26 protein-coding genes are annotated in these 22,640 nt (G+C 34.4%); 15 read left to right on the top strand and 11 right to left on the bottom strand.

All coding sequences use genetic code 11. The features are described 5' to 3' along the window. From QZQ55_RS05555 to QZQ55_RS05545, 3 genes are all read right to left on the bottom strand, one after another. On the bottom strand, window positions 1–832 hold an 832-nt coding region (locus QZQ55_RS05555; protein WP_295090925.1), incomplete at its 3' end, for a peptide ABC transporter substrate-binding protein. Between the two features lie 240 nt (window positions 833–1,072). After that, a complete protein-coding gene (gene trxA, locus QZQ55_RS05550; protein WP_295090922.1) occupies window positions 1,073–1,381 on the bottom strand; it encodes a thioredoxin in 309 nt (102 codons plus the stop codon). A gap of 48 nt (window positions 1,382–1,429) precedes the next feature. Then, window positions 1,430–2,224: a mechanosensitive ion channel family protein gene (locus tag QZQ55_RS05545; RefSeq protein WP_295090919.1), complete on the bottom strand. Its 795-nt coding sequence runs from the start codon at window positions 2,222–2,224 to the stop codon at window positions 1,430–1,432. Window positions 2,225–2,340: 116 nt separating this feature from the next. On the opposite strand from QZQ55_RS05545, the gene QZQ55_RS05540 reads away from it, so the two are divergent. The 6 genes from QZQ55_RS05540 (at window position 2,341) to groL (ending at window position 9,017) form a co-directional block, all read left to right on the top strand. Beyond that, window positions 2,341–3,201 (top strand): DegV family protein, encoded by an 861-nt coding sequence (locus QZQ55_RS05540; protein WP_295090915.1) that lies wholly within the window; start codon window positions 2,341–2,343, stop codon window positions 3,199–3,201. A 129-nt stretch (window positions 3,202–3,330) separates the two neighbouring features. Next, window positions 3,331–5,076, top strand: coding sequence for a ribonuclease J1 (locus QZQ55_RS05535; protein ID WP_295090912.1), 1,746 nt, complete (start codon window positions 3,331–3,333; stop codon window positions 5,074–5,076). Next, window positions 5,076–5,873 (top strand): metallophosphoesterase, encoded by a 798-nt coding sequence (locus QZQ55_RS05530; RefSeq protein WP_295090910.1) that lies wholly within the window; start codon window positions 5,076–5,078, stop codon window positions 5,871–5,873. The genes QZQ55_RS05535 and QZQ55_RS05530 overlap by 1 nt, the downstream gene beginning before the upstream one ends. An 82-nt stretch (window positions 5,874–5,955) precedes the next feature. Next, a complete protein-coding gene (locus tag QZQ55_RS05525; RefSeq protein WP_295090907.1) occupies window positions 5,956–6,978 on the top strand; it encodes a lysylphosphatidylglycerol synthase transmembrane domain-containing protein in 1,023 nt (340 codons plus the stop codon). Between the two features lie 146 nt (window positions 6,979–7,124). Continuing rightward, on the top strand, window positions 7,125–7,385 hold the full coding sequence (locus QZQ55_RS05520; protein WP_295090905.1) for a co-chaperone GroES: 261 nt from the start codon (window positions 7,125–7,127) through the stop codon (window positions 7,383–7,385). A gap of 12 nt (window positions 7,386–7,397) precedes the next feature. Next, window positions 7,398–9,017 carry a chaperonin GroEL gene (gene groL / locus QZQ55_RS05515; RefSeq protein ID WP_295090901.1) on the top strand — a complete coding sequence of 540 codons (1,620 nt, stop codon included), beginning with the start codon at window positions 7,398–7,400 and terminating at the stop codon, window positions 9,015–9,017. Window positions 9,018–9,042: 25 nt separating this feature from the next. Here groL and QZQ55_RS05510 read toward each other — a convergent pair whose 3' ends face one another. Further along, complete coding sequence (locus tag QZQ55_RS05510; protein ID WP_295090898.1) at window positions 9,043–10,230, bottom strand: PLP-dependent aminotransferase family protein; 1,188 nt, start codon at window positions 10,228–10,230, stop codon at window positions 9,043–9,045. 53 nt (window positions 10,231–10,283) lie between these two features. Further along, window positions 10,284–11,021 (bottom strand): chitin disaccharide deacetylase, encoded by a 738-nt coding sequence (chbG, locus tag QZQ55_RS05505; RefSeq protein WP_295090895.1) that lies wholly within the window; start codon window positions 11,019–11,021, stop codon window positions 10,284–10,286. A gap of 95 nt (window positions 11,022–11,116) precedes the next feature. Between chbG and aroE the strand changes: the two genes are divergently transcribed. Genes aroE through QZQ55_RS05475 form a run of 6 tightly spaced genes read left to right on the top strand, consistent with a single transcriptional unit; the run spans window position 11,117 to window position 15,212 of the window. Then, the gene (gene aroE / locus QZQ55_RS05500) at window positions 11,117–11,974 is read left to right on the top strand and encodes a shikimate dehydrogenase (protein WP_295090892.1); all 858 of its coding nucleotides are present in this window, start codon (window positions 11,117–11,119) and stop codon (window positions 11,972–11,974) included. Next, the gene (locus tag QZQ55_RS05495; RefSeq protein WP_295090889.1) at window positions 11,971–12,564 is read left to right on the top strand and encodes an XTP/dITP diphosphatase; all 594 of its coding nucleotides are present in this window, start codon (window positions 11,971–11,973) and stop codon (window positions 12,562–12,564) included. The genes aroE and QZQ55_RS05495 overlap by 4 nt, the downstream gene beginning before the upstream one ends. Continuing rightward, window positions 12,564–13,076 (top strand): tRNA (cytidine(34)-2'-O)-methyltransferase, encoded by a 513-nt coding sequence (locus tag QZQ55_RS05490; protein WP_295090886.1) that lies wholly within the window; start codon window positions 12,564–12,566, stop codon window positions 13,074–13,076. The genes QZQ55_RS05495 and QZQ55_RS05490 overlap by 1 nt, the downstream gene beginning before the upstream one ends. After that, entirely contained in the window at window positions 13,063–13,692 is a 630-nt protein-coding gene (locus QZQ55_RS05485) for a TIGR01906 family membrane protein (protein ID WP_295090884.1), read from the top strand. The genes QZQ55_RS05490 and QZQ55_RS05485 overlap by 14 nt, the downstream gene beginning before the upstream one ends. A 60-nt stretch (window positions 13,693–13,752) precedes the next feature. After that, window positions 13,753–14,385, top strand: coding sequence for a cyclodeaminase/cyclohydrolase family protein (locus QZQ55_RS05480; RefSeq protein ID WP_295090881.1), 633 nt, complete (start codon window positions 13,753–13,755; stop codon window positions 14,383–14,385). Beyond that, window positions 14,379–15,212 carry a bifunctional 5,10-methylenetetrahydrofolate dehydrogenase/5,10-methenyltetrahydrofolate cyclohydrolase gene (locus tag QZQ55_RS05475; protein ID WP_295090878.1) on the top strand — a complete coding sequence of 278 codons (834 nt, stop codon included), beginning with the start codon at window positions 14,379–14,381 and terminating at the stop codon, window positions 15,210–15,212. The genes QZQ55_RS05480 and QZQ55_RS05475 overlap by 7 nt, the downstream gene beginning before the upstream one ends. A gap of 23 nt (window positions 15,213–15,235) precedes the next feature. On the opposite strand, the gene QZQ55_RS05470 is transcribed toward QZQ55_RS05475, so the two are convergent. The 4 genes from QZQ55_RS05470 to QZQ55_RS05455 all read right to left on the bottom strand — a co-directional run bounded on the left by QZQ55_RS05470 (window position 15,236) and on the right by QZQ55_RS05455 (window position 17,184). Continuing rightward, window positions 15,236–15,424 (bottom strand): hypothetical protein, encoded by a 189-nt coding sequence (locus tag QZQ55_RS05470; RefSeq protein ID WP_278597708.1) that lies wholly within the window; start codon window positions 15,422–15,424, stop codon window positions 15,236–15,238. An 81-nt stretch (window positions 15,425–15,505) separates the two neighbouring features. After that, window positions 15,506–16,090 (bottom strand): rubrerythrin, encoded by a 585-nt coding sequence (gene rbr / locus QZQ55_RS05465; RefSeq protein ID WP_289100825.1) that lies wholly within the window; start codon window positions 16,088–16,090, stop codon window positions 15,506–15,508. Then, a complete protein-coding gene (locus tag QZQ55_RS05460; protein WP_295090876.1) occupies window positions 16,083–16,502 on the bottom strand; it encodes a Fur family transcriptional regulator in 420 nt (139 codons plus the stop codon). The genes rbr and QZQ55_RS05460 overlap by 8 nt, the downstream gene beginning before the upstream one ends. Window positions 16,503–16,578: 76 nt before the next feature. Further along, window positions 16,579–17,184: a PTS sugar transporter subunit IIB gene (locus tag QZQ55_RS05455; RefSeq protein WP_295090873.1), complete on the bottom strand. Its 606-nt coding sequence runs from the start codon at window positions 17,182–17,184 to the stop codon at window positions 16,579–16,581. A 115-nt stretch (window positions 17,185–17,299) separates the two neighbouring features. Between QZQ55_RS05455 and QZQ55_RS05450 the strand changes: the two genes are divergently transcribed. Beyond that, on the top strand, window positions 17,300–18,091 hold the full coding sequence (locus tag QZQ55_RS05450) for a metallophosphoesterase (protein ID WP_295090870.1): 792 nt from the start codon (window positions 17,300–17,302) through the stop codon (window positions 18,089–18,091). 21 nt (window positions 18,092–18,112) lie between these two features. On the opposite strand, the gene QZQ55_RS05445 is transcribed toward QZQ55_RS05450, so the two are convergent. Beyond that, window positions 18,113–18,868: a DeoR/GlpR family DNA-binding transcription regulator gene (locus QZQ55_RS05445; RefSeq protein ID WP_295090868.1), complete on the bottom strand. Its 756-nt coding sequence runs from the start codon at window positions 18,866–18,868 to the stop codon at window positions 18,113–18,115. 28 nt (window positions 18,869–18,896) lie between these two features. Then, entirely contained in the window at window positions 18,897–19,790 is an 894-nt protein-coding gene (locus QZQ55_RS05440) for a glycyl-radical enzyme activating protein (RefSeq protein WP_295090864.1), read from the bottom strand. Between the two features lie 184 nt (window positions 19,791–19,974). Here QZQ55_RS05440 and QZQ55_RS05435 point away from each other — a divergent pair, with 184 nt between their 5' ends. Beyond that, window positions 19,975–22,389, top strand: coding sequence for a glycyl radical protein (locus QZQ55_RS05435; RefSeq protein ID WP_295090861.1), 2,415 nt, complete (start codon window positions 19,975–19,977; stop codon window positions 22,387–22,389). Window positions 22,390–22,402: 13 nt separating this feature from the next. After that, on the top strand, window positions 22,403–22,640 hold a 238-nt coding region (locus tag QZQ55_RS05430), incomplete at its 3' end, for a transaldolase family protein (protein WP_295090858.1).

Here is a 22,640-nt window from a genome sequence, read left to right as displayed (position 1 = left end):
CTTTACCTTTATACTTATCTACTAATGTAGAGTTGATTGTTGCATAGTCAACTTTGCCATTGTCAAAGTTCTGTGCAGCAGTCTTAGGATCCTGTACTAGGAACATTTCAAGGTTCTTAGTCTTAACTGCTTTTGCATCATAGTACTTATCGTTCTTAGTGAATGTTGCTTTGTTACCTTTGATCCACTTAGTCATCTTATAAGCACCATTAGATAATGTATATTCTGGTTTAGTACCATAGTTCTTACCACATTTTTCAACGAACTTTTCGTTCTGTGGATAGTAGCATGGGAAAGCCATTAAGTCTGTGAAATATGGAACCTTGTTGTTTAATTCAACAACTAAAGTCTTATCATCAGCTGCTTTAACACCTAAAGTGTTCATCTGTTCATCAGTTGCCTTTGGACCTAGGTCAATCAACTGACTCGCATTCTTAACTGATGCACCATCATCACCTAACATGTAAGCATATGTACCTGCATTCTTAATAATCTTCTTCCAAGAATAAACGAAATCGTTGGCAGTGACTTCATCACCATTTGACCACTTAGCATCTTTTAAGTGGAAAGTGTAAGTCTTACCATCAGCACTTACATCCCAGTTCTTAGCTAATGCTGGAACAGTCTTGCCTTTGTCATTTAATGCTGTTAAGCCGTCTGTGATTGCGTGGATTGCGTTGTATGACATACCATCATCAACTACTGCAGAATCCATACCCTGGATATCTAATTCACTTGCAAATCTGAAAGTATCTGTATCAGTTTTGCTTCCACATCCAGCAAGTAATGCCGCTGCCATACTTGCAGCAACTAAAACCTTTACTGTTTTCATAATTTTCCCCTCCATAATGGATATAAATGTATGATAGCATCCAACTATCATGAGAAACATCTTACACTCTTTGTGTATACATGTCAATATTCATTAGTATAAATCTTTGTGCATTTCATGAATCTATTTTAGTTATTTGTCTTTTCCACAAATTGACTAATTCTAATATTTTTTTGCACTTAATTTATTATCACAAAAAGAAAAATCACGCATATAAAAAAGGCACCAATCAGGTGCCTCTTAGTCCATAAATGGGTTGATTTTATCAAGGATTGCATCCTTATTTGCGAAACCAATGATCTGTGTAACAGCCTTACCTTCTTTAAAGAAAATCATGTTTGGAATTGACTGTACACCGTATTTAGATGCTAAATCAAGTTCGTTGTCTACATTGACCTTAACAACTGTTAACTGATCCATTTCAGCATCTAATTCTTCTAATACTGGGCCAACCATCTTACAAGGTCCACACCAGTCTGCATAGAAGTCTACTAATACATACTTATTATTTAATGCTTCATTAAAACCGTTCTGATCTACAATTTTCATATTCTTCACCTCACCTATATTTAAACAGATTGAAGAATATTCCGCAACTTATTTGCTTAGATGAATATCATAAGTTGTATAGGCAAGTTCTATACCTTCTTCATTGAAACGCTTATTCATGTTTTCAAGTAAACTACATCTAAGTGTTTCATAGTTTTCTGTGGCTGCCCATACTCTAAGTGTAAAGGTTAATGCACTATCCTTATATTCTGTCATATTCACAAATGGTGGAATATCATGGAGACAATAAGGATTAGATAGAGCCTCTTCCATAATAACCTTCTTAACTAAATCTATATCACTATCCATCACAACATCGAAGTTTAAATCTACACGACGCATTTCTTCACTTGAATAGTTCACAAGTGTTGAATGAGCAAGCTGTGAATTAGGAATCACAATCTTCTTATTATCTAAAGTCAGTAAGTTTGTATAAAGTAAAGAAATTTCCTGAATTCTTCCTGTTACACCTGTCACTTCAATAAGGTCTCCTTTAGAAAAAGGTTTTGCAAGTAAAATGATGATTCCATCAAAGAAGCTTGCAAGTGAGTCTTTAATAGCAAGTGCAAAAGCAGCAGAAGCTGCAGTGAAGATAGCAAGAATAGAACTTGTATTAATACCAAGCTGTGATAAAGCCATAATCGCAATAATCACAATAAAGACTGTCTTGATGATTGTCTTAAAGAAGTTTAAGACAATTTCATCCTGGGATGACTTCTCAATGAATTTTGTAAATAACTTATCAAAGATCTTATATACGATATATCCAATAACTATAATGATAAGGGCTTGAAGAGCTTTCTCTCCCATGCCATAAAGTGTTTCTAAGTATTTTTTGACCATTTTTGTAACTCCTTTCATGTGCATTTACAATAATTCGTCTATCTTGATTAGTCAAGAAAATGTTGATTTATTCCTCAAAATTGTTAAAATTGAGTTTGACTGAAGGAGGTCCTTGTATGAAAATTGCAATCATGACAGACAGCAACTCTGGCATTACACAAAAAGAAGCAAAAGAATTAGGTATCTACTGTATTCCAATGCCTTTCACTATAGATGGTAAAGAATTTGAAGAAGATATCAATTTAACACAAGAACATTTCTATGAAAAATTAATGGGTGGCGCAGAAGTGTTTACTTCACAGCCTACAATTGGGATTATCGCAAAGAAGTGGGATGAAATATTAAAAACACATGATGCTATTATTCATATTCCTATGAGTAGTGGCTTATCTGGAAGTTGTCAGACAGCAATGATGATGGCGGATGAAGATCAGTATAAAGGAAAAGTATTTGTGGTAGATTCTCAAAGAATCTCAGTTACACAAAAGGCTGATGTCCTAGATGCTATTGCTATGGCAGATAAGGGATATAGTGCACAAGAGATTTATGATTATCTTATGAACAATAAGATGAATGCCACTATCTATATTACTGTAGATACACTTGAATATTTAAAGAAAGGTGGACGTTTATCACCTGCTGCTGCAACGCTTGCAGGTTTATTAAAGATTAAGCCTATTCTTACTATTCAGGGTGAGAAGTTAGATAAATATGGTACTTCACGTACTATGAAAAAAGCCCGTAAGATGATGATTGACCAGGTAAAGCAGGATATTATTGATCGTGGCTGGGATGATGATTATGAAGTAGCATGTGTTTATTCTTATGATAAAGAAGCTGCTTTAGATTATCTAGAACAGGTGAAGGAAGCATTCCCTGATAAAAAAGTCATCTTTGACCGTTTATCATTAAGTGTTGCTTGTCATATTGGACCAGGTTCACTTGCGGTAGCTGCTTATAAGAAAGGTTCTTATTAAGATGTTCGATAGAACATCTTTTTTTAATTTTTGCTTGTATTCCCTTACAACATTGATTATTCACTTTTTTTATATTATTATTTTAATGAATGATTTTACATTATTTGAAAAAGAGGTGGATAGTAGTTTATGTCAGTCAATAATACTGAAAAGAAAAAGACATTCAAACCTCATCGTTCTAAAAGAAGATTCCCTTCAACACATCATAATGTTAAAACACAAGGGACAAAAATATTCGCATTAGGCGGTTTGAATGAGGTTGGTAAGAATACTTACTGCGTTGAATGCAATGATGAAATGATCATTATTGATGCAGGTGTTAAATTTGCATCTGAAGGTCTTCCTGGGATTGATTATGTTATTCCAGATTATACTTATTTAAGAAAGAATAATAAAAAGATCAAGGGATTGTTTATTACACATGGTCATGAAGACCATATTGGTGGTATTCCTTTCTTATTAAGACTAGTGAATATTCCATTTATTTATGCTTCACCATTGGCTTGTGCCATGATTAGAAGAAAATTAGAGGAACATCATCTCACTCATGTGACTAAGATGATTCCTATTACTCACGAAAGTTCTATCAAGACTAAATATTTTAATATTGGTTTCTTTAATACTAACCATTCTATTCCTGAATCTATGGGAATTATTGTGAATACACCTGATGGGCGTATTGTAGAAACAGGTGACTTTAAGTTTGACTTATCTCCAGTCGCAAATCCTGCTGATTATCAGATTATGAGCTTCTTAGGTGAAACAGGTGTTGATTTATTAATGAGTGATAGTACGAATGCTGAAGTACCTACATTCTCTATCAGTGAAAAGACTGTTGCTTCACAGGTACAGGAAGAATTCAGAAAGACTGAAGGACGTATTATTGTTGCAACATTCGCATCTAATATACATAGAGTACAGCAGATTGTAGAAGCAGCTGTTAAGTTTAATCGTAAGATTCTTGTATATGGACGTTCAATGGTCAACAATATTGATGTTGCAAGAAAAATGGGTTATATCAAATGTCCTGATCGTTTCTTTATTAAGAATGATGAAGCAAGACATCTTCCTGATAATGAAATCTTGATTCTATGTACTGGATCTCAAGGTGAAGCACTTGCAGCCTTAAATAGAATTGCGAATGGTACACATCGTCAGATTAAGATCAAGCCTGGGGATACAGTATTATTCTCATCTAACCCTATTCCAGGTAACCAGTCTTCTGTATCACGTTTGATTAATAAATTATATCGTTCTGGTGCAAGAGTTCTTGAAAACTCTATGATCAGTAACCTTCATACTTCAGGACATGCATCTCAGGAAGAACAGAAACTGATGATGTTATTGACTAAGCCTAAGTACTTCTTCCCTATTCATGGCGAACACAAAATGCTTTGTATTCATAAGAAGTTATATGAAGAAGTAGGTGGACAGGCTGATCATGCATTTGTATTAAGTAATGGAGATTGCTTATGCTTAAAGGATCATGAAGTATTCCAGACAAGAAGCGTACATGCAGATGATATTTATGTAGATGGTAATGATTTAACTGGTTTATCTACTGCAGTATTACATGACCGTCAGATTTTAAGTGAAGATGGTATGGTTGCAGTTCTTATTAGTATGGACTCACATGCTGGTATTTTACTTCATAAGCCAGTCATCATGAGCCGTGGATTTGTATATATGAAAGATAGTAAGCCTATGATTTATGGTGCTGAAATGGCTGTTGATCGTAAGCTACGTGCTTTATTACAGGAAAAGACAACATTTGGGGAAATTAAGAATACAATTAGAGAAACATTAACTACTTATTTCTATACTAAGACAAAGAGAAGACCGATGATTATTCCTGTCATCATGAATAAGAAATAATGAAGAAACAGAAAATTATTCGTACTGGTATTCTTGCCATTATTGTCTTAACATTGGTGTTGTTTGGTGGTTATACATGTCTCTTTTCTAGAACACATTATTCTTTTTCTAGAATGAATTATAGTTCTAGTTTGTTACCTGATGGTTTTAAAGGATTCAAGATTGTCAATTTATCCGATGTCCACATTACTACATCTAAGGATATTGATCGTCTTGAACAGATTGTAGATGAGATTGAAGATCAGAGTTATGATATGGTTGTATTTACAGGTGATCTGTATGAAGGCAAACCTATTGAAGATACAAAAGTACAGAAGATCTTAAAGAAACTTCAACCTGAATATGGAAAGTTTGCAGTATTGGGTGATGAAGATCATGCCCATGCTGATGAAGTGACTAATATCCTTAATGAGGGTGGATTTGAAGTATTAAACAATAGTGCACGTACAATTCATTATCGTAATAGTTCTTTTATCCTTTATGGACAGTCTCTAAATAGCCAGGAAGCTATTCCTGATCATGATGGTTTTGTCCTTACTTTAAGTCATTATCCTGACAGTTTTACTCAAAACAAAGGACATACACAATTACAGTTATCTGGACATAGTAATGGCGGTACCATCTGGTTCCCAGGTATTGGACCACTTGTAAAGTGTAAAAATGCAATTACTTATAATCATGGCACTTATACAGAAAATAATTCTGAACTTATTGTAAATAACGGTATTGCACCACGTAAGAACTATCATTTTAAAGTATTATGTGAAAATGAAATTATTATTATTACATTCGAGTAGGGATTTTTGTCCCTGCTCTTTTTTTGCTTTCATATAACGAGTAAGATTGGTAAAATAGAAATAGGGAAATGAGGTGATTCCCATGAAAACAAAGAAGAGCTATATCTTGAATATTGCGTTAATTCTTGTGATTAGTGGTATTTCTTTATATTTATCAGTAGGTTCTGAAGTTTCTACTGTATTTAAGACAATTACAACAGCGCATCCTTTCTGGTTGATTATCTTATGCTTTATTATGTTTATGTATTATGTATTTGATGGCCTTGCAACTATGATCTTTGCGCGTTTTTATAAAAAAGACTTTACTCTTAAAGAAGGTTTTGTGAATGGACTTGTAGGAACATTATTTAGTGGTTTAACACCTTCTTCTTCAGGAGGACAGTTTGCCCAGGTCTTTGTATTTAATAACCAGGGAATCTCTCCAGCAATTTCTACAAGTATATTACTTATGTGCTTCATTAGTTATCAAATAGTGATTATGGGCTTTACTGCAGTGATTATGATAGTAGATTCAGCCTACTTCCTTGATAAAGGCGTAGGTGTATCTTCTATGGCTGCCGTAGGATTTCTTATTAATGCGGTAGTTACTATTCTATTATTTGCAGGTGCGAAGAGTAAGAAGTTTCAGAACTTTATTATAGATAAAGTGGTTTATCTTCTCTCTAAGACACCATTAGTGAAGGATTATGAATCTACATGCTTTAGAATCCAGAATTATTTTGGTGAATTTAGAGAACAGATGAATGTACTACAGAAAAATAAAAAAGCCTTATTACAGACAGTATTATGTAATGTAGTGAAACTTACAATCATTTACTCTACACCATTCTTCTCTTGTAAGGCTTTAGGTATTAAGGTTCCTTTCAACTTATTTGTACAGTTCCTAGGACTTGCTTCTATTATTAATCTTATTAATACTTTCCTCCCTATTCCTGGTGCATCAGGTGGTAGTGAAGGATGTTATATGATCTTATTTGGGTTCTTAGGAAGAGCCAACGCTTCTAGTTCTATGTTCCTATGGCGTTTCTTCTCTTTCTATTTTGGATTAATATTAGGTATGATCACATTCATAGTTGCAAAGGATACAAAACGAAAAGACGATTAAGTCACTCTGATATGAGTGGCTTTTTTTGTGCACTTTGAGCTAATTTGCCTAAAAACAAATTAGCTCTCGCCTTGACAATGTGCTAATACGGACTATAATACTCTTAGCAGTTAAATAAAGAGGGTGCTAATAAGGAGGAATAGAAAATGTTGAAACCTTTAAATAAGAATATCGTATTAAAGAAAGAAGAAGTAGAAAACAAGACTGCCAGTGGTATTATTCTCACTACTGAGACAAAGAGTCTTCCTACTGTTGGAGAGGTTATGGCAGCAGGTCCTCAATGTGAAAATGAACTCAATAAAGGTGATCGTGTTGTATTCAAAGAATACTCAGGTACTAAAGTTAAACTTGATGGTGTTGAATATATTGTGATAGACGAGAAAGATGTTCTCGCATGTATTGAATAGGAGGAATGAACTATGAGCAAAGAAATACGTTTTTCTAGTGATGCACGTCAATCAATGTTGAAGGGTGTGAATACTCTTGCGGATGCAGTAAGTGTTACACTTGGTCCTAAAGGTAGAAATGTAGTATTAGAGAAGAGTTATGGTTCTCCTTTAATCACAAATGATGGTGTTTCTATTGCCAAGGAAATAGAACTAGAAGACCATTTTGAAAATATGGGTGCTAAGTTAGTCTATGAAGTTGCCAATAATACAAATGATATTGCAGGTGATGGTACAACAACTGCTACAATTCTTGCAAGAGATATGATTGTGAATGGTATGAAGCAAGTTGAAAAAGGTGCAAACCCTGTACTTATGAGAGAAGGTATTGAAAGAGCCTCTAAAGCAGTGGCTGAAGTATTATTAAAGAATTCTCATAAAGTAGAAACAAGTAGAGATATTGCCTCTGTTGCGACTATATCATCTTCTAATAGTCATATTGGTGAATTGATTGCCCAGGCTATGGAAAAGGTTGGTAGAGATGGCATCATTAATGTTGATGAGTCTAATAGCTTTGATGATGAATTAGAAGTGAATGAAGGTATGCAATATGATAAGGGTTATGTATCTCCTTATTTTGTAAGTGATACAGATAAGATGGAAGTAGAAATGGATAACCCATTGATCTTAGTGACTAACCAGAAAATCACTAACTTACAGGAAATCCTTCCAGTGCTTGAACAGGTATTAAAGGCCAATAAACCATTATTACTTATTGCAGAAGATTATGAGAATGAAGCGATTTCTTCTCTTGTCTTGAATAAATTAAGAGGTGCCTTTAATGTCGTGGCTACTAAAGCACCAGGATTTGGTGATAAACAGAAAGAAATGTTGGAAGATATTGCGGTATTAACTGGTGCTAAGTTCTATAACAAGGACTTAAATATGAAACTTTCTGATTTAACTATTGAAGATCTTGGTACAATCAAGAAAGTGATTGTAAAGAAGGATAATACAACTCTTATTGGTCATAGTTCTAGCGATGCAGTGACTAAACGTGTTGAAGAATTAAAGACACAGCTCGCTCATACAAAGAGTGATTATGAAAAGAAGACTCTAAAAGAACGTATTGGTAAATTATCTAACGGTGTTGCAACAATTAAAGTCGGTGCTACAACTGAAGCAGAATTAAAAGAAAAGAAATTAAGAATTGAAGATGCTCTTAATGCGACTAAGGCCGCTGTAGATGAAGGTATCGTTATTGGTGGTGGTGCTGCGTTAGTAGAAGCCTATGAAGAATTAAAGAATCAGGTCAGAGATACGAATGTAGATATCCAGAAGGGTATTAATGTAGTAATGAATTCTTTATTTGCGCCTCTTACTCAGATTGCAATCAATGCCGGTTATGATGAAGAAGAAATTGTATCTATCCAGAAGAGTGCTGAAAAGGATTTTGGATTTGATGCAAAGACAGGTGATTGGGTTAATATGTTTGAAGCAGGCATTATTGATCCAACTAAGGTCACTCGTAGCGCATTATTAAATGCGGCTAGTATTTCAGCCTTATTCTTAACAACTGAAGCAGGTGTGGCAGAACTTCCTAAGAAGGAAGAACCACAACAGCCTGTTATGCCACAAGGTGGCATGTATTAAAAAAACCAGAGAATTCTGGCTTTTTTTACTTACAAAATTGATATGTTAATTCACCTAGGATTTGAATACCTTTTTCGATATTCTCCATAGAAGCAGCTGAGAAGTTCATACGAATAGATTGACATGGCTTAGTACTATCTACCATGAATTCATTACCTGGTACGATGGCTACATGCTTCTTGATAGAAGCCTGAACAAATTCTGGCATACTTACACCATCAGGCAGATCAAACCATATAAACATACCACCTTCTGGTTCAATGACATGAATAGAAGGATGAAAATACTTCTTAATCATCTCTAACATGAAGTTACATTTCTTTGCATAAAGAGACTGTAAATGTTTAATATGTGCATCCATATCTGTTTCTCTTAGGAATGCATCCATCATATATTGTGAGAGATTGTTTGTGTGGTTATCTCCTGATTGTTTAGCCATAAAGAGCTTAGAGATAATATCTTTACTTGCACAGATGATTCCTGTACGCATACCTGGTGAAATGATTTTAGAAAGACTGGCTGCATAAACAACACGATGGTCTTTGTCTAAAGATTTAATAGAAGGTACTTCTTCTCCTGTGATACGTAAATAACCATAAGGGTTATCTTCTAGAATAACTACATCATACTTTACTGCAAGGTTATAGATTTCTTTTCTTTTTTCTAAAGATGTTGTTACACCGGTAGGATTCTGGAAGTTAGGAATTGTATAGAATACCTTTGGTCCTTTCTTAAAGGCTTCTTCTAGTTCTTCTAGGTTTACACCATCTTCTTCTAAAGAAACACCTAGTAACTTAGCTCCATTACATTTAAATGAGTTTAAAGCACCTAAATAACTTGGGTTCTCTACAACAACATAGTCCCCTTCATCACAGAATATCTTAGACACAAGATCTAAGCCCTGCTGTGATCCTGTTGTAATAATAATATCATCATCACTTGTACATATACATTCATGCTTATTAATGAATGACTTAGAAGATTCTATTAAACCTGTATAGCCCTGAGCAGAGCCATACTGCAAGACTTCATAAGTCTTTTCTTGAAGAATCTTATGTCCTACTTCTTCTAGTTTCTCCTGTGGAATAGCTTCTGGATCAGGGAATCCACTCGCAAAACTAATATAGTCCACCGTACCATTCTCACTTGCATCAGCCATGACACTTCTAATGGCTGATTTTTTTACGTTATTCATCTTATCTGCGTATCTCATATATGTCACTCCATTCACTTTTTTCTCATTCTACTACTATTATTTGAAATTACCTAACTATTTTTTATATCTGCGTAAGTTATAATCTGAATATCGTTATCCTTGATGAACTGTTTGAATTCATCACTCTTAAGTAATTCTAATTCCTTGATACGATTCATATTGTAACTAGATACGTTCATGAGTCTTTCATCAACTAAAGCAGGATGACAAACAAGCTCTACTGTATCATAACCTTCTGTTGAACAGATTTCTTTGAATGTTTCAAAGCTTACACCATCTTTATAAAATTCACAACGTGCTGGGAAATAGTTTTCATCCACATATCTTGTTTGTCTGATAGGTAGATTATATTCCTTGGCAAGACGCTTAATGACTTCTAGTTGTCTATGTTCCATATGAACATAATGATGAGAATCTAGATGTGTAGGAAGATGTCCTGTGTGTGCGATGAAAGCTTCAATCTGTGCTTTCCATTCTTCATACACTTCATCTGGTTCTCCATCTGGGAATTCATCTTCATAAGCACTTGGTCTTAAGAAGTTTCCTTCTTCATCTGTATAGCTTTTCTTGCCAGGTAATAATGGTTTACCTGCAGTCAAAGTTAAATGAACACCTATTCCTAAATTTGGATATGCCTTTGCCTTATCTAGGGCCCATAAAGCATAAGGCATATTCATCATGACTGTAGTGGAACTTACAAGTCCCTCTTCGTGTGCAAGAAGGATACCTAGGGAGTTTCCTTCACACATACCGAAATCATCGGCATTAACAATTAATTTCTTGATCATACTTTTCACCTCTAAAATCCATTGTACTAAATATTATAAGAACAGTCACACATAACGATAAAATGATGTATAATACAAAACAAAAGGAGAAGTTTATGAAAAATACGATTACTGGATATACCGGTTTATATGGGGTTGTCGCAAATCCTATTAAACATTCTTTTTCACCAATGATGCATAATACTGCGTTTCAATCATTAGGTATTAATGATGTATATCTTGCATTTGAAGTGACTAGAGATCAGTTAGATGACTATATTACGTCTGTAAAGACATTACCTATTAAGGGATACAATATTTCTATGCCTTATAAACAGGATATGATGAAATATATGGATGAACTCACAACACAGGCAAAACTTGCGAAGAGCATCAATACTGTAAAGAATGAGAATGGTAAACTCATTGGTCATATTACTGATGGAGAAGGTTTTGTGATGGCCTGTCGTGATAAAGGATGGGGTATTGCGAAGCATAAGATTGTAGTGCTTGGTGCTGGTGGTGCAGCAAATGCAATTATTATTTCTCTTGCTTTAGCTGGTGCTAAGGAAATTGTGGTTTATAACCGTTCTGATAAGCCTTTTATTAAAGAGCTAAATGAGAAATTAGACTGCCCTATTACTTTAAAGAAAATTGATCAGGAAAGTATTAAGGAAGATTTAAAGGATACTTATCTATTAGTCAATACAACAAGTGTTGGTATGGCACCTCATCCTGAAGGATGTATTATTGAGAGTGCTGATATGTTGCCTGATGGTTTAAAAGTGGCTGATATTATTTATAACCCTAAGGAAACAAAGCTATTAAGTTATGCAAGACAAAGAGGTCTTGATTATATGAATGGAGAACGTATGATTGTCTATCAGGGTGCATGTTCTTTTAAGTTCTGGACAGGAAAGGATATGCCTATTCATGAAGTTAAAGATGCGTTAGGAATGGAGGAAAGCAAATGAAAGAAATCGTAGTTGCAACAACAAATAAAGGAAAACTTAAAGAGATTTCCGCAATGTTGGAAAAGTTAGGTATTGAAGTAAAGTCTATTAAAGATGTATTAGGTTATAATCCTGATATTGAAGAAACAGGTACTACTTTTACTGAGAATGCAGTGATTAAGGCTGAAACAGTGATGAATATGATTCATATGCCTACTCTTGCAGATGATTCTGGTTTAGAAGTAGATGCATTAGATAAGCAGCCAGGTATTTATTCTTCTCGTTTTATGGGTGAAGATACAAGTTATGATATTAAGAATCAGTGGATTATTGATGCAGTTAAGGATAAAGAGGATAAGACAGCACGTTTCGTATGTGCAATAGCTTTGGCTATTCCTGATGAAGAAACAAAGACTTTCTTAGGTACTTTTGAAGGAGAAATCAATGATTGTATTGATGGTGAAAATGGCTTTGGTTATGATCCTATTTTCTATTATCCACCATTAAAAAAGACTTCTGCAGTGATGACTATGGAAGAAAAGAATAAAGTCTCTCATCGTGCAAAGGCATTAAAGGCTTTATATGATTATTTAGAGGAGGAACATAAGTAATGAATCATGTTGTATTAGTACATCCTGCGATTCCACAAAATACAGGTAATATTATGAGAACATGTGCAGCGACACATACACCTTTACATATTATTAAACCTACAGGATTTAAGTTAAATGATCCAAGAATGAAAAGAGCGGTTATGGATTATTTTGATCACCTCACTTTTAAGGTTTATGAAAACTTTGAAGAGTTTGAAAAAGAGAATCCTGGTATTTATCATTTCTTTACACGTTATTCTAAGAAAGTTTATAGTGAAGATGATTTTAACCAGGAAGGTGAACATTATCTTTTCTTTGGTCATGAGCATGATGGTATTCCTCATGATATCTTAAAGAAGTATATTGATGATTGTGTACGTATTCCAATGTACGGTGATTCACGTAGTTTGAACTTATCTAATACTGTTGCGATTGGTGTTTATGAAGCATTAAGACAGCAGGGTTATCCTGATTTATCTACAGTAGAAGTTCAAAAGGGAGAAGACTTCTTATACAATGAAGAAATTTAAAGGTATTTTACTTACTGTATGCTTGACCTTTTTGATTATTGATTGTGCTATTTTATTAGTGACTTTTGTCCCTGTATTGTATCCTTCTTCATTAATAGCCTCTAATATTGGGGTAAGTGAAAAGATAGTAAGAGAAAGTTATATGACAATCATTCACTATTTAAGTCTATTCTCTCATAAAGCACTTTCTACTCCTGCTTTTCCTATGACTAAAAATACAGCTTTTCATTTTTATGAAGTAAAAGTATTAATGAATCGTTTAGAAGTAATTGGGTTAGTGGTACTGATTGGAACTATCTATCTCATCTATTCTACAATCAAAGAGAATGATTATAGACCTTTTAAATGGACAGGGTTCACTACTTTAGGACTCGTATTTATTGTAGGTGGAACAGCCTATGTTGATTTTGACGGGGCATTCACAATGATGCATCATATCCTTTTCAACAATAACTACTGGCTGATCAATCCTGATATTGATCCTATTATCAATATCTTTCCAGAAAGTTATTTTGTGACATTAGGAATTGCGCTATTTAGTTTAATTGGAATAAGTGTTCTTATTAATTTAGGTATATATTTCAAACATATTAATTGCATTAATACAAATAAATGAGTATAATTTATGAAAAATAGACACGAGGTTCTCGTGTCTTTTCATATGAAGGAGTTATAAATGAAAGAAATGATTAAAGACTTCTTAGATGAGTTATCTTCATCTTCACCGACTCCTGGTGGTGGAGGTGCTTCAGGACTAACAGGCGCTATTGGATGTGCTTTAGGACTCATGGTAGGTAACTTAACTGTAGGTAAGAAGAAATATAAAGATGTAGAAGATGAAATAAGAGAAATCATAGAGAAGCTAGAAGACTTAAAGAGGAAGCTTGTAACTTCTGTAGATGATGATGCAGAAAACTTTAAGCCTCTTGCAGAGGCTTATAGACTTCCCAAGAATACTGAAGAAGAAAAGAAACATAAAGAGTTTGTGATGGAGTCATGTTTATTGGATGCCTCTCTTGTACCATTACAGGTTATGGATCTAAGTTATCAGTCTTTAAAGTTATTTTCTACTTTAAACGAGAAAGGTTCAGTGATGGCCATAAGTGATGTAGGTGTTGGTGTACAATGTTTACGTAGTGCATTGACTGGAGCTATTATGAATGTCTATATTAATACGAAGTCTATGAAAAATAGAGAAATGGCTGAGAAAATGAATAAACGTGCTGAGAAGCTATTAGTTGAAGGACAGATGCTTGCAGATGAAATAACTAATAGTGTTATTAAAAAGTTAGGAGGAGCATCATGTTAGAGTTAAGAGGAAAAAAAGTTTCTGATGGAATTAAAGAATATGTATCAAAAGAGTTAGAAACATTATCTTTTGTACCTAAGCTTGCGATTGTGAGAGTGGGTGAAAATCCCGATGATATGAGTTATGAACGTAGTGCAACTAAGAAATTAAAGTCATTTGGTTTAGATGTGACTTCTTATGTTTTCCCACAGGATATCAGTGATGAAGCGTTCAAGAAAGCTTTTAAAGATATTAATGAAGATGATGAAGTGACAGGAATCTTATTATTAAGACCACTTCCTCGTACTATTAATGAAAAAGATATTGAAAATATGATTGATCCTAAAAAGGATTTAGATGGTATTTCTCCTATTAATATTGCGAAGGTGTTTGCAGGAGATACAACTGGATTTTCTCCATGTACTGCAGAAGCAGTTATTGAAGTATTAAAGGCATATGATATTGAGTTAACCGGTAAAAGAGTGACAGTCGTAGGAAGAAGTATGGTTGTAGGTAAACCTGTGTCCATGCTGCTTCTTAAAGAGAATGCGACAGTAACTATGACTCATACAAGAACTGTTGATTTAAAGAAGACATGTTCTGATGCAGAAATTGTGATTGCAGCTGCAGGACGTGCAAAGATGTTAAATAGTGATTATTGTGGACAGGATGCTGTGATGATTGATGTAGGAATCAATGTGGATGAGAATGGTAAGCTATGTGGTGATGTAGACTATGCGACTCTTGATGGCAAAGCCTCTGCCGCTACCCCTGTTCCTGGTGGTGTTGGTACTGTCACAACCGCAGTACTTGCAAAACATTTAATCCAGGCAGCTAAAATGCGTTAAAGACCTCTTTCGAGGTCTTTTTATTATGGTCTTCTCCATTTTCTATAACTCCAATATCCTTTCACAATTGAAAGCGCAAATAATACAGCCGCCACAATAATCAATATCTCTGATGCTTTTGTATGAATATAGATGATCATTGTGACTAGCAAAAAAACTGATAATACGATTGCATAGATGAAATCTAACAGATAGAGTATCTTTCCTTTCATATCGTATCCCCTCCTTGTTATTATCATAGCACTCTAAGCAAGAAAAAAAGACAGCTTTCGCTGTCTTTGCACACAATTATATTAATCAAAGAATTTGTATTCTTCAAAGTAAGCCTGTGGATGGTTACAAGCTGGACATACTGTAGGAGCTTCTAAAGATTCTACGACAAATCCACAGTTGTTACATTTCCATAGTACTTTATGATCTTTCTTGAATACTGTGCCGTCTTCAATCTGTTTAGCAAGTTTTAAGTATCTTTCTTCATGCATCTTTTCAGCCATAGCGATAGCTCTTAAGATAGCTGCAATTTCAGGTAATCCTTCTTCTTCAGCTTTCTTAGCAAATTCTGGATACATATGTGTCCATTCTTCGTTTTCACCAGCAGCTGCAGCTTTTAAGTTTTCTACAGTTGTACCCATTAATACTGGGAATTCACCTGCAACAGGTAATGTTTCACCCTGAGCAGCAGTGTTCATAAGCTTCATTAAACGTTTCGCATGTTCCTTTTCCTGGTTAGCTGTTTCTTCAAAGATTTTAGAAACTTCTACATAACCTTCTTTTTTCGCAATACTAGCCCAGAAAGTATAACGATTTCTAGCCTGTGATTCACCTGCAAATGCTGCCATTAAATTCTTTAATGTTTCTGTACCTTTTAAATTAGACATCTTCTTTATCCTCCTTCATATCCTTACAATCATTACAGATTCCTTGAAATAACATATCAACATGTGTGAGGTGTACTTGATCTAGTTCTTCTATATCATGAACAAGTTCATCAAATGCACCATGTGGAATATGTATATCCACAATCTTCCCACATTTTGAACATACCATATGATGATGTGGTGACACATTACCATCATAATGCACAGTCACACCATCTATATTTAATTTTCTGATATACCCATTTTCGACTAAAACATTCAGATTACGATAAACAGTACCTAGTGATATATCTGGAATGATTCTTCTTACATGAGAATAAATAACTTCTGCTGTAGGATGCGTATGATCATTCACAAGCATATCATATATCGTATCTCGCTGCTTAGATCTTCTAAGTTTTGTCTCTGCCATATGCTCCCTTCTCCTAATCAGTAATGATTACTACTATTAGTATACTATTTACTCATAAGAATGCAAGTCAGATGCACTATTTAGATAAAATTGTATGTATGAGTGTATAGAAATCATTGGTTGCATAAACAAGAGGATCAATCACATATACTGGAATAGAAACAATGGACTCTATATCCCCTTTTAAATGCATGACTGAGGGAGATAAATAAAGTGCATCATAGTTTCCTTCTACTTCTTCTAATGAAGAAAGACTCACTGATTCCACTTCCAGATTAGACTTTTCTATTATCAGACTTTCTTTCATTAAACCAATTAAATAACTAGAAGAAAAACCATCCTGGTCTACAATCCCTACTTTAATATGTTTAGGGTCTGCATCTCTTAAAAAGACAACTATAAAATCACGATAATAAGACAAGAACTGTGATAGGTTCTTTAAAGTATAATGAAGATAAAAATAGATTTCTTTTCCTTCTTCATCTGTAATCTGTTCTTCAATAATACCATTATGCCAGACAGTTAAATAAGCAACACGATTCTTTAAATAAAAACGTACTGTATGATAGTCTTTAGTATCTTCAATAATGTCACATCTGACATTTTTAAAATTCTTTCTTGTATAGTAATAAGACCATTTAAAGACAAGTGTTAAATAACTCTTACGATAAAATTCATCCATATCCCTCACCTATCATTATCATATCATAATTCAACTATTTTTTTTGATGATTATGTTCTGTTTTGCATTCCTTTTTGGGTATGATAAAATATATTTGAGAGGCAGGTGAGTATTAGTGAAGAGAATTTTTGTCATGTCTGATTTGCATGGACAATTTGTGTTATTGCAGCTGATGCTCAATAAGATTCAATTCACTGATGAAGATGAGTTATATATCCTAGGTGATATTATGGATCGTGGTCCTAATTCAATTGATATATATTATTTTGTGAAAGCAATGCCTAATGTTCATATGATCAAAGGTAATCATGAAATCATGATGAGACAATCTTTAGCAGCCAGCTTAAAATATAATGATTTAGATTCTGATTTGAATAATGCGTATCGTTTATGGAAACAGAATGGTGCCACAGGCACTGTGAATAGTATTAGAGAGTTCTTGCAGAAGGATTCTATTCCTTATGAAGAATATTTTGATATAAAGAAAGAGTTTGTACAGGAAATTATTGATTTTATTGATAGTCTGCCTAATTATATAGAACTTGATTATCAGGGCAAGCATTATGTGATGGTGCATGCAGGAGTGGATCCTGAGGTAACCAATATAGAAGATAGTGATTCTGAATTACTTGCCTGGATTAGAGAATATTTCTATATGAACCCATGTAATCCTGATTATACTTATATATTTGGTCATACACCTTTATGTTATGTGAATGATGATCATTCTTTTAATATCTGGTATGATCCTGATTATCATAATAAGATAGGTATTGATGGGGGACTCGCTGTGGCAGATAAAGGACAATTAAATTGTTTATGCTTAACAGATGGTACATCTTATAAAATACCTTATAAGGATGGTCAGCCAGGAGAATTACAACGTATTATAAAAGACTTAAAGTAAAACGGAAGGAAACCCTTCCGTTTATTCGTTTTCTATAGTTAATAATGTTTTATTTTCTGACAACAAATGTGCTTTAATTTCTTCTGGAATATGATCATCTGTAATGATTGTATCAATGCGTTCTTTTAACTGAAGAGGAACAACACCATGTTGATTAAACTTTTCACTTTCAGTTAAGACGATAATATGTTCTGCCTGTTCAGCCATATCTCTGACAGCCTGTGCACGTAAGTGATCACTATTTGTGAAACCTATACGAGGATTGTAACCATCTGCTCCAATAAATAACTGATTCACACAGAAGTTCTTTGAGCATTGTGCCACAATAGGTCCTACCATAACCTGTGAATCTTTCTGATAAGCACCACCTAGAAGAATCACATTGGTATTCTTTTTATCGCGAATATATCCTGCAATAAAAGCACTGTTAGTCACAATAGTCACATCTAGTTTCTCTGATGCAATCGTATCTGCAAGAATTGCACAGCAGCTGCCACTTTCAATCATCACAGTATCTCCGTCATGAATAAGCTCTGCTGCTTTTTTCGCAATACGCTTCTTGACTTCATAATGATAAGCCAGGCGTCCATTGATATCATCCTTATTCGCAAGAATGGCATAGCCATGTCCTCTTTTTATAATGCCTTTTTCTTCAAGCGCATCTAAGTCTTTACGTATAGTGACATTGGATACCCCAAGTATTTGAGATAATTCATTGACTTCTATTTTATTTTCTTTTGTAAGTAGTTCTAATATTTTGTTATAGCGGTCTTTCATAGATTACCTCCGCGCTCATTATATTAATCTAGAAGAAACAATTCAAGCCATACTTGATGAACTCATTTTGATAAGCCACTAAATCTTCTGGATGAAGTGCTTCTACTTCATGAAGCTTATAGTCTTTACCAAGTAGTTTATATTTATTTTCACCAAATTGATGGAATGGAAGAAGCTGTACATCTTTCGCTCCTGCTTCCTTAATACATAATGCAAGTTCTTTCGCATCTTCTAATGTTTCATTAAAACCAGGAATAACAGGTATTCTAGGTAATACATTCAGTCCCTGTTCAATAGCCCATTTGAAGTTCTTTTGAATGACTTCATTTGTGACATGTGTTCCCTTCTTGTGTTTTATTGGATCAGCCTGCTTAACATCAAATAATAAAAGATCAAATAAAGGAGCTGCTTTCTTAAACTTCTCATGATCTACAATACCAGTTGTTTCAATCGCAAGATGAAGTCCTTTTTCCTTTAATGCATGGACAAGCGCCATCATGAAATCATATTGCACCATAGCCTCACCTCCAGATAGAGTCACACCGCCATTGGATTCTTCATAGAAATCAATATCCTGCATACAGATATCAACAACTTCCTCTACTGTCTTGACTTCACCTTCCTGTGTTAAGGCTTTCCCAGGACAGGCTTTTACACATTTCATACAATGATCACATGTTTTATGATCAATTCGAATCAAGCCGTCTTCCATCTTTATAGCCCCTTTAGGACAGGTATGTACACATGTCTCACAATGGAGACACTTTTCATTATTGTATAAAACCTGAGGACTCACTGCCTGACTCTCAGGATTGGCACACCATTCACATCTTAATGGGCATCCTTTAAAAAAGACTGTTGTACGAATACCAGGTCCATCATGAATACTAAATTTCTGTATATTAAATATAATTCCTTCCATATCATATTCCTCTTTTCGCTTCTATCCTATCATTTCTACTTATGTTTCGCAACACAAAAGTTTCATTTGAAAGTTTATAATATTTTTTTCATAATTTGTAGTTGACTAATAACGCTTTTATGCGTATGATGTGCTTGTAATGAAAGTCACAAAACTTACGTATGAAACTTTAGGAGGAACAATGATGGAAAATACTCAGCATTTTGGTCAGTTAACTGAAAGAATGAAAGCTTTCAGAGAAGAAGTATTAGATGAAAAGCCTTATGTAGATGGAGAACGTGCTGTTCTTGCGACTGAGGCTTATAAGGAAAACTTAAATCAGCCACGTGTGATGGTTCGTGCAAGAATGTTGAAGAAGATTCTTGAAAACATGTCTATCTATATTGAGGATAAATCACTCATTGCAGGTAACCAGTCTACAAAGAACTGTAATGCACCCGTATTCCCTGAATATACAATGAAGTTCATCATGGATGAATTAGATCTTTTTGAAAAAAGAGATGGTGATGTATTCTATATCACTGAAGAAACAAAACAGCAGTTAAGAGATATTGCACCTTTCTGGGAAAATAATAACCTACGTGCAAGAGGTGAAGCTTTATTACCTGATGAAGTAAGTGTGTTTATGGAAACAGGTGTATTTGGCATGGAAGGTAAGTTGAATGCAGGGGATGCACATCTTGCAGTCAATTATGAACGTATTCTTGCCCAGGGCTTAAAGGGTTATGAAGCTTATACAAGAGAAATGAAAGAAAAGCTTGATCTTGCTCAGCCAGATAGTGTTGATAAGTATATGTTCTATAATTCAGTTTTAACTGTTATTGAAGCAGTGCATACATTTGCACTTCGTTATAGTTCTCTTGCAAAGGAAATGGCAGAAAAGGAAAACAATCCTGCACGAAAAGAAGAATTGTTAGAAATGAGCAGAATCTGTGCAAAGGTTCCTTATGAACCAGCGCATTCATTCCGTGAAGCTGTTCAATCTGTATGGTTTATTCAGTTGATTCTTCAGATTGAATCAAATGGTCATTCATTAAGCTATGGTCGTTTTGACCAGTATATGTATCCTTATTACATCAAGGATATAAATGAAAAGAAGATGACTGAAGAAGAAGCTGTAGAACTTCTTACTTGTTTATGGATCAAGACACTCACAGTCAATAAAGTACGTTCACAGGCTCATACATTAAGTTCTGCTGGTTCTCCAATGTATCAGAATGTGACTATTGGTGGACAGACTACTGACAAGAAGGATGCCGTTAATGAATTAAGTTTTGCGGTATTAAAATCAGTAGCTCAGACAAGATTGACTCAGCCTAACTTAACTGTACGTTATCATGCAAACTTGAATAAACATTTCTTTGATGAATGTATTGAAGTAATGAAGCTAGGATTTGGTATGCCAGCCTTAAATAATGATGAAATCATTATTCCTTCATTTATTAACTGGGGTGTTAAGGAAGAAGATGCCTATAACTATAGTGCCATCGGATGTGTAGAAACAGCTGTTCCTGGCAAATGGGGATATCGTTGTACAGGTATGTCTTATATCAACTTCCCAAGAGTATTATTATGCACAATGAATAATGGTGTTGACTTAACTACAAACAAACGTTTCACTCAGGGCCATGGTTACTTTACTGAAATGGAAACTTATGAAGACTTACTTGCAGCATGGGACAAAACAGTAAGAGAAATGACACGTTATAGTGTTATTGTAGAAAACTTTATTGATAAGGCATCTGAAAGAGATGTACCTGATATTTTATGTTCAGCATTGACTGATGACTGTATTGGTAGAGGTAAGACTATTAAAGAAGGCGGTGCTGTATATGACTTCATTTCAGGTCTTCAGGTCGGTATTGCGAATATGGCAAACAGTTTAGCAGCTATCAAGAAGCTTGTTTATGATGAAAAGAAGATCACAAGAGAACAGTTATGGAATGCTATCTTAGATGATTTCCAGTCACCTGAAAATAAGAAGATTCAGGAAATGTTGAATGATGAAGCACCTAAGTATGGTAATGATGATGATTATGCAGATAACTTAATTGTAGAAGCATATGATTCTTACATTGATGAAATCAAAAAGTATCCAAATACTCGTTATAACAGAGGTCCTATTGGTGGTATCCGTTATGCAGGTACTTCTTCAATTAGTGCCAATGTAGGTCAGGGTATGGGTACAATGGCTACTCCTGATGGAAGAAATGCACATGAACCATTAGCTGAAGGATGTTCTCCAGCACATAACACAGATAAGAATGGTCCTACTGCAGTATTCAAGAGTATATCTAAGCTTCGTACTGAAAAGATCACAGGAGGCGTACTTCTTAACCAGAAGATGACACCTCAGATGCTTTCTACAGAAGAAAATAAACAGAAACTAGAATTATTGATTCGTACATTCTTTAATCGTCTCCATGGTTACCATGTACAGTACAACATTGTTTCTAAGGAAACTTTAATAGATGCACAAAAGCATCCAGAAAACCATAAAGACTTAATTGTACGTGTTGCAGGATATAGTGCATTCTTCAATGTATTATCTAAGGCAACTCAGGATGATATTATCGGTAGAACTGAACAGAGCTTATAGGAGGAAAAAAACAATGGAATTTATTATTGATACAGTAGATTTAGAAGAAATTAGAGATGCAGTGGATCACTTACCAATCGTAGGTGTCACTAGTAACCCAAGTATTGTAAAAAAGACAAGCCCAAAGGATTTCTTTGGACATATGAGAGAAATCAGAAAAATTATTGGTGATAAACGTTCTTTACATATTCAGGTTATTGCGACAGAAGCAGATGAAATTGTGAAAGAAGCACATAAGATTTTTGAAGAAG

Origin of the sequence: uncultured Catenibacterium sp. (assembly GCF_900540665.1) — a bacterium.
In the GTDB taxonomy this organism is placed as follows: domain Bacteria; phylum Bacillota_I; class Bacilli_A; order Erysipelotrichales; family Coprobacillaceae; genus Catenibacterium.
The sequence above is the reverse complement of the archived record's forward strand: the minus strand, read 5'-3'. Positions and strand labels throughout refer to the sequence as shown.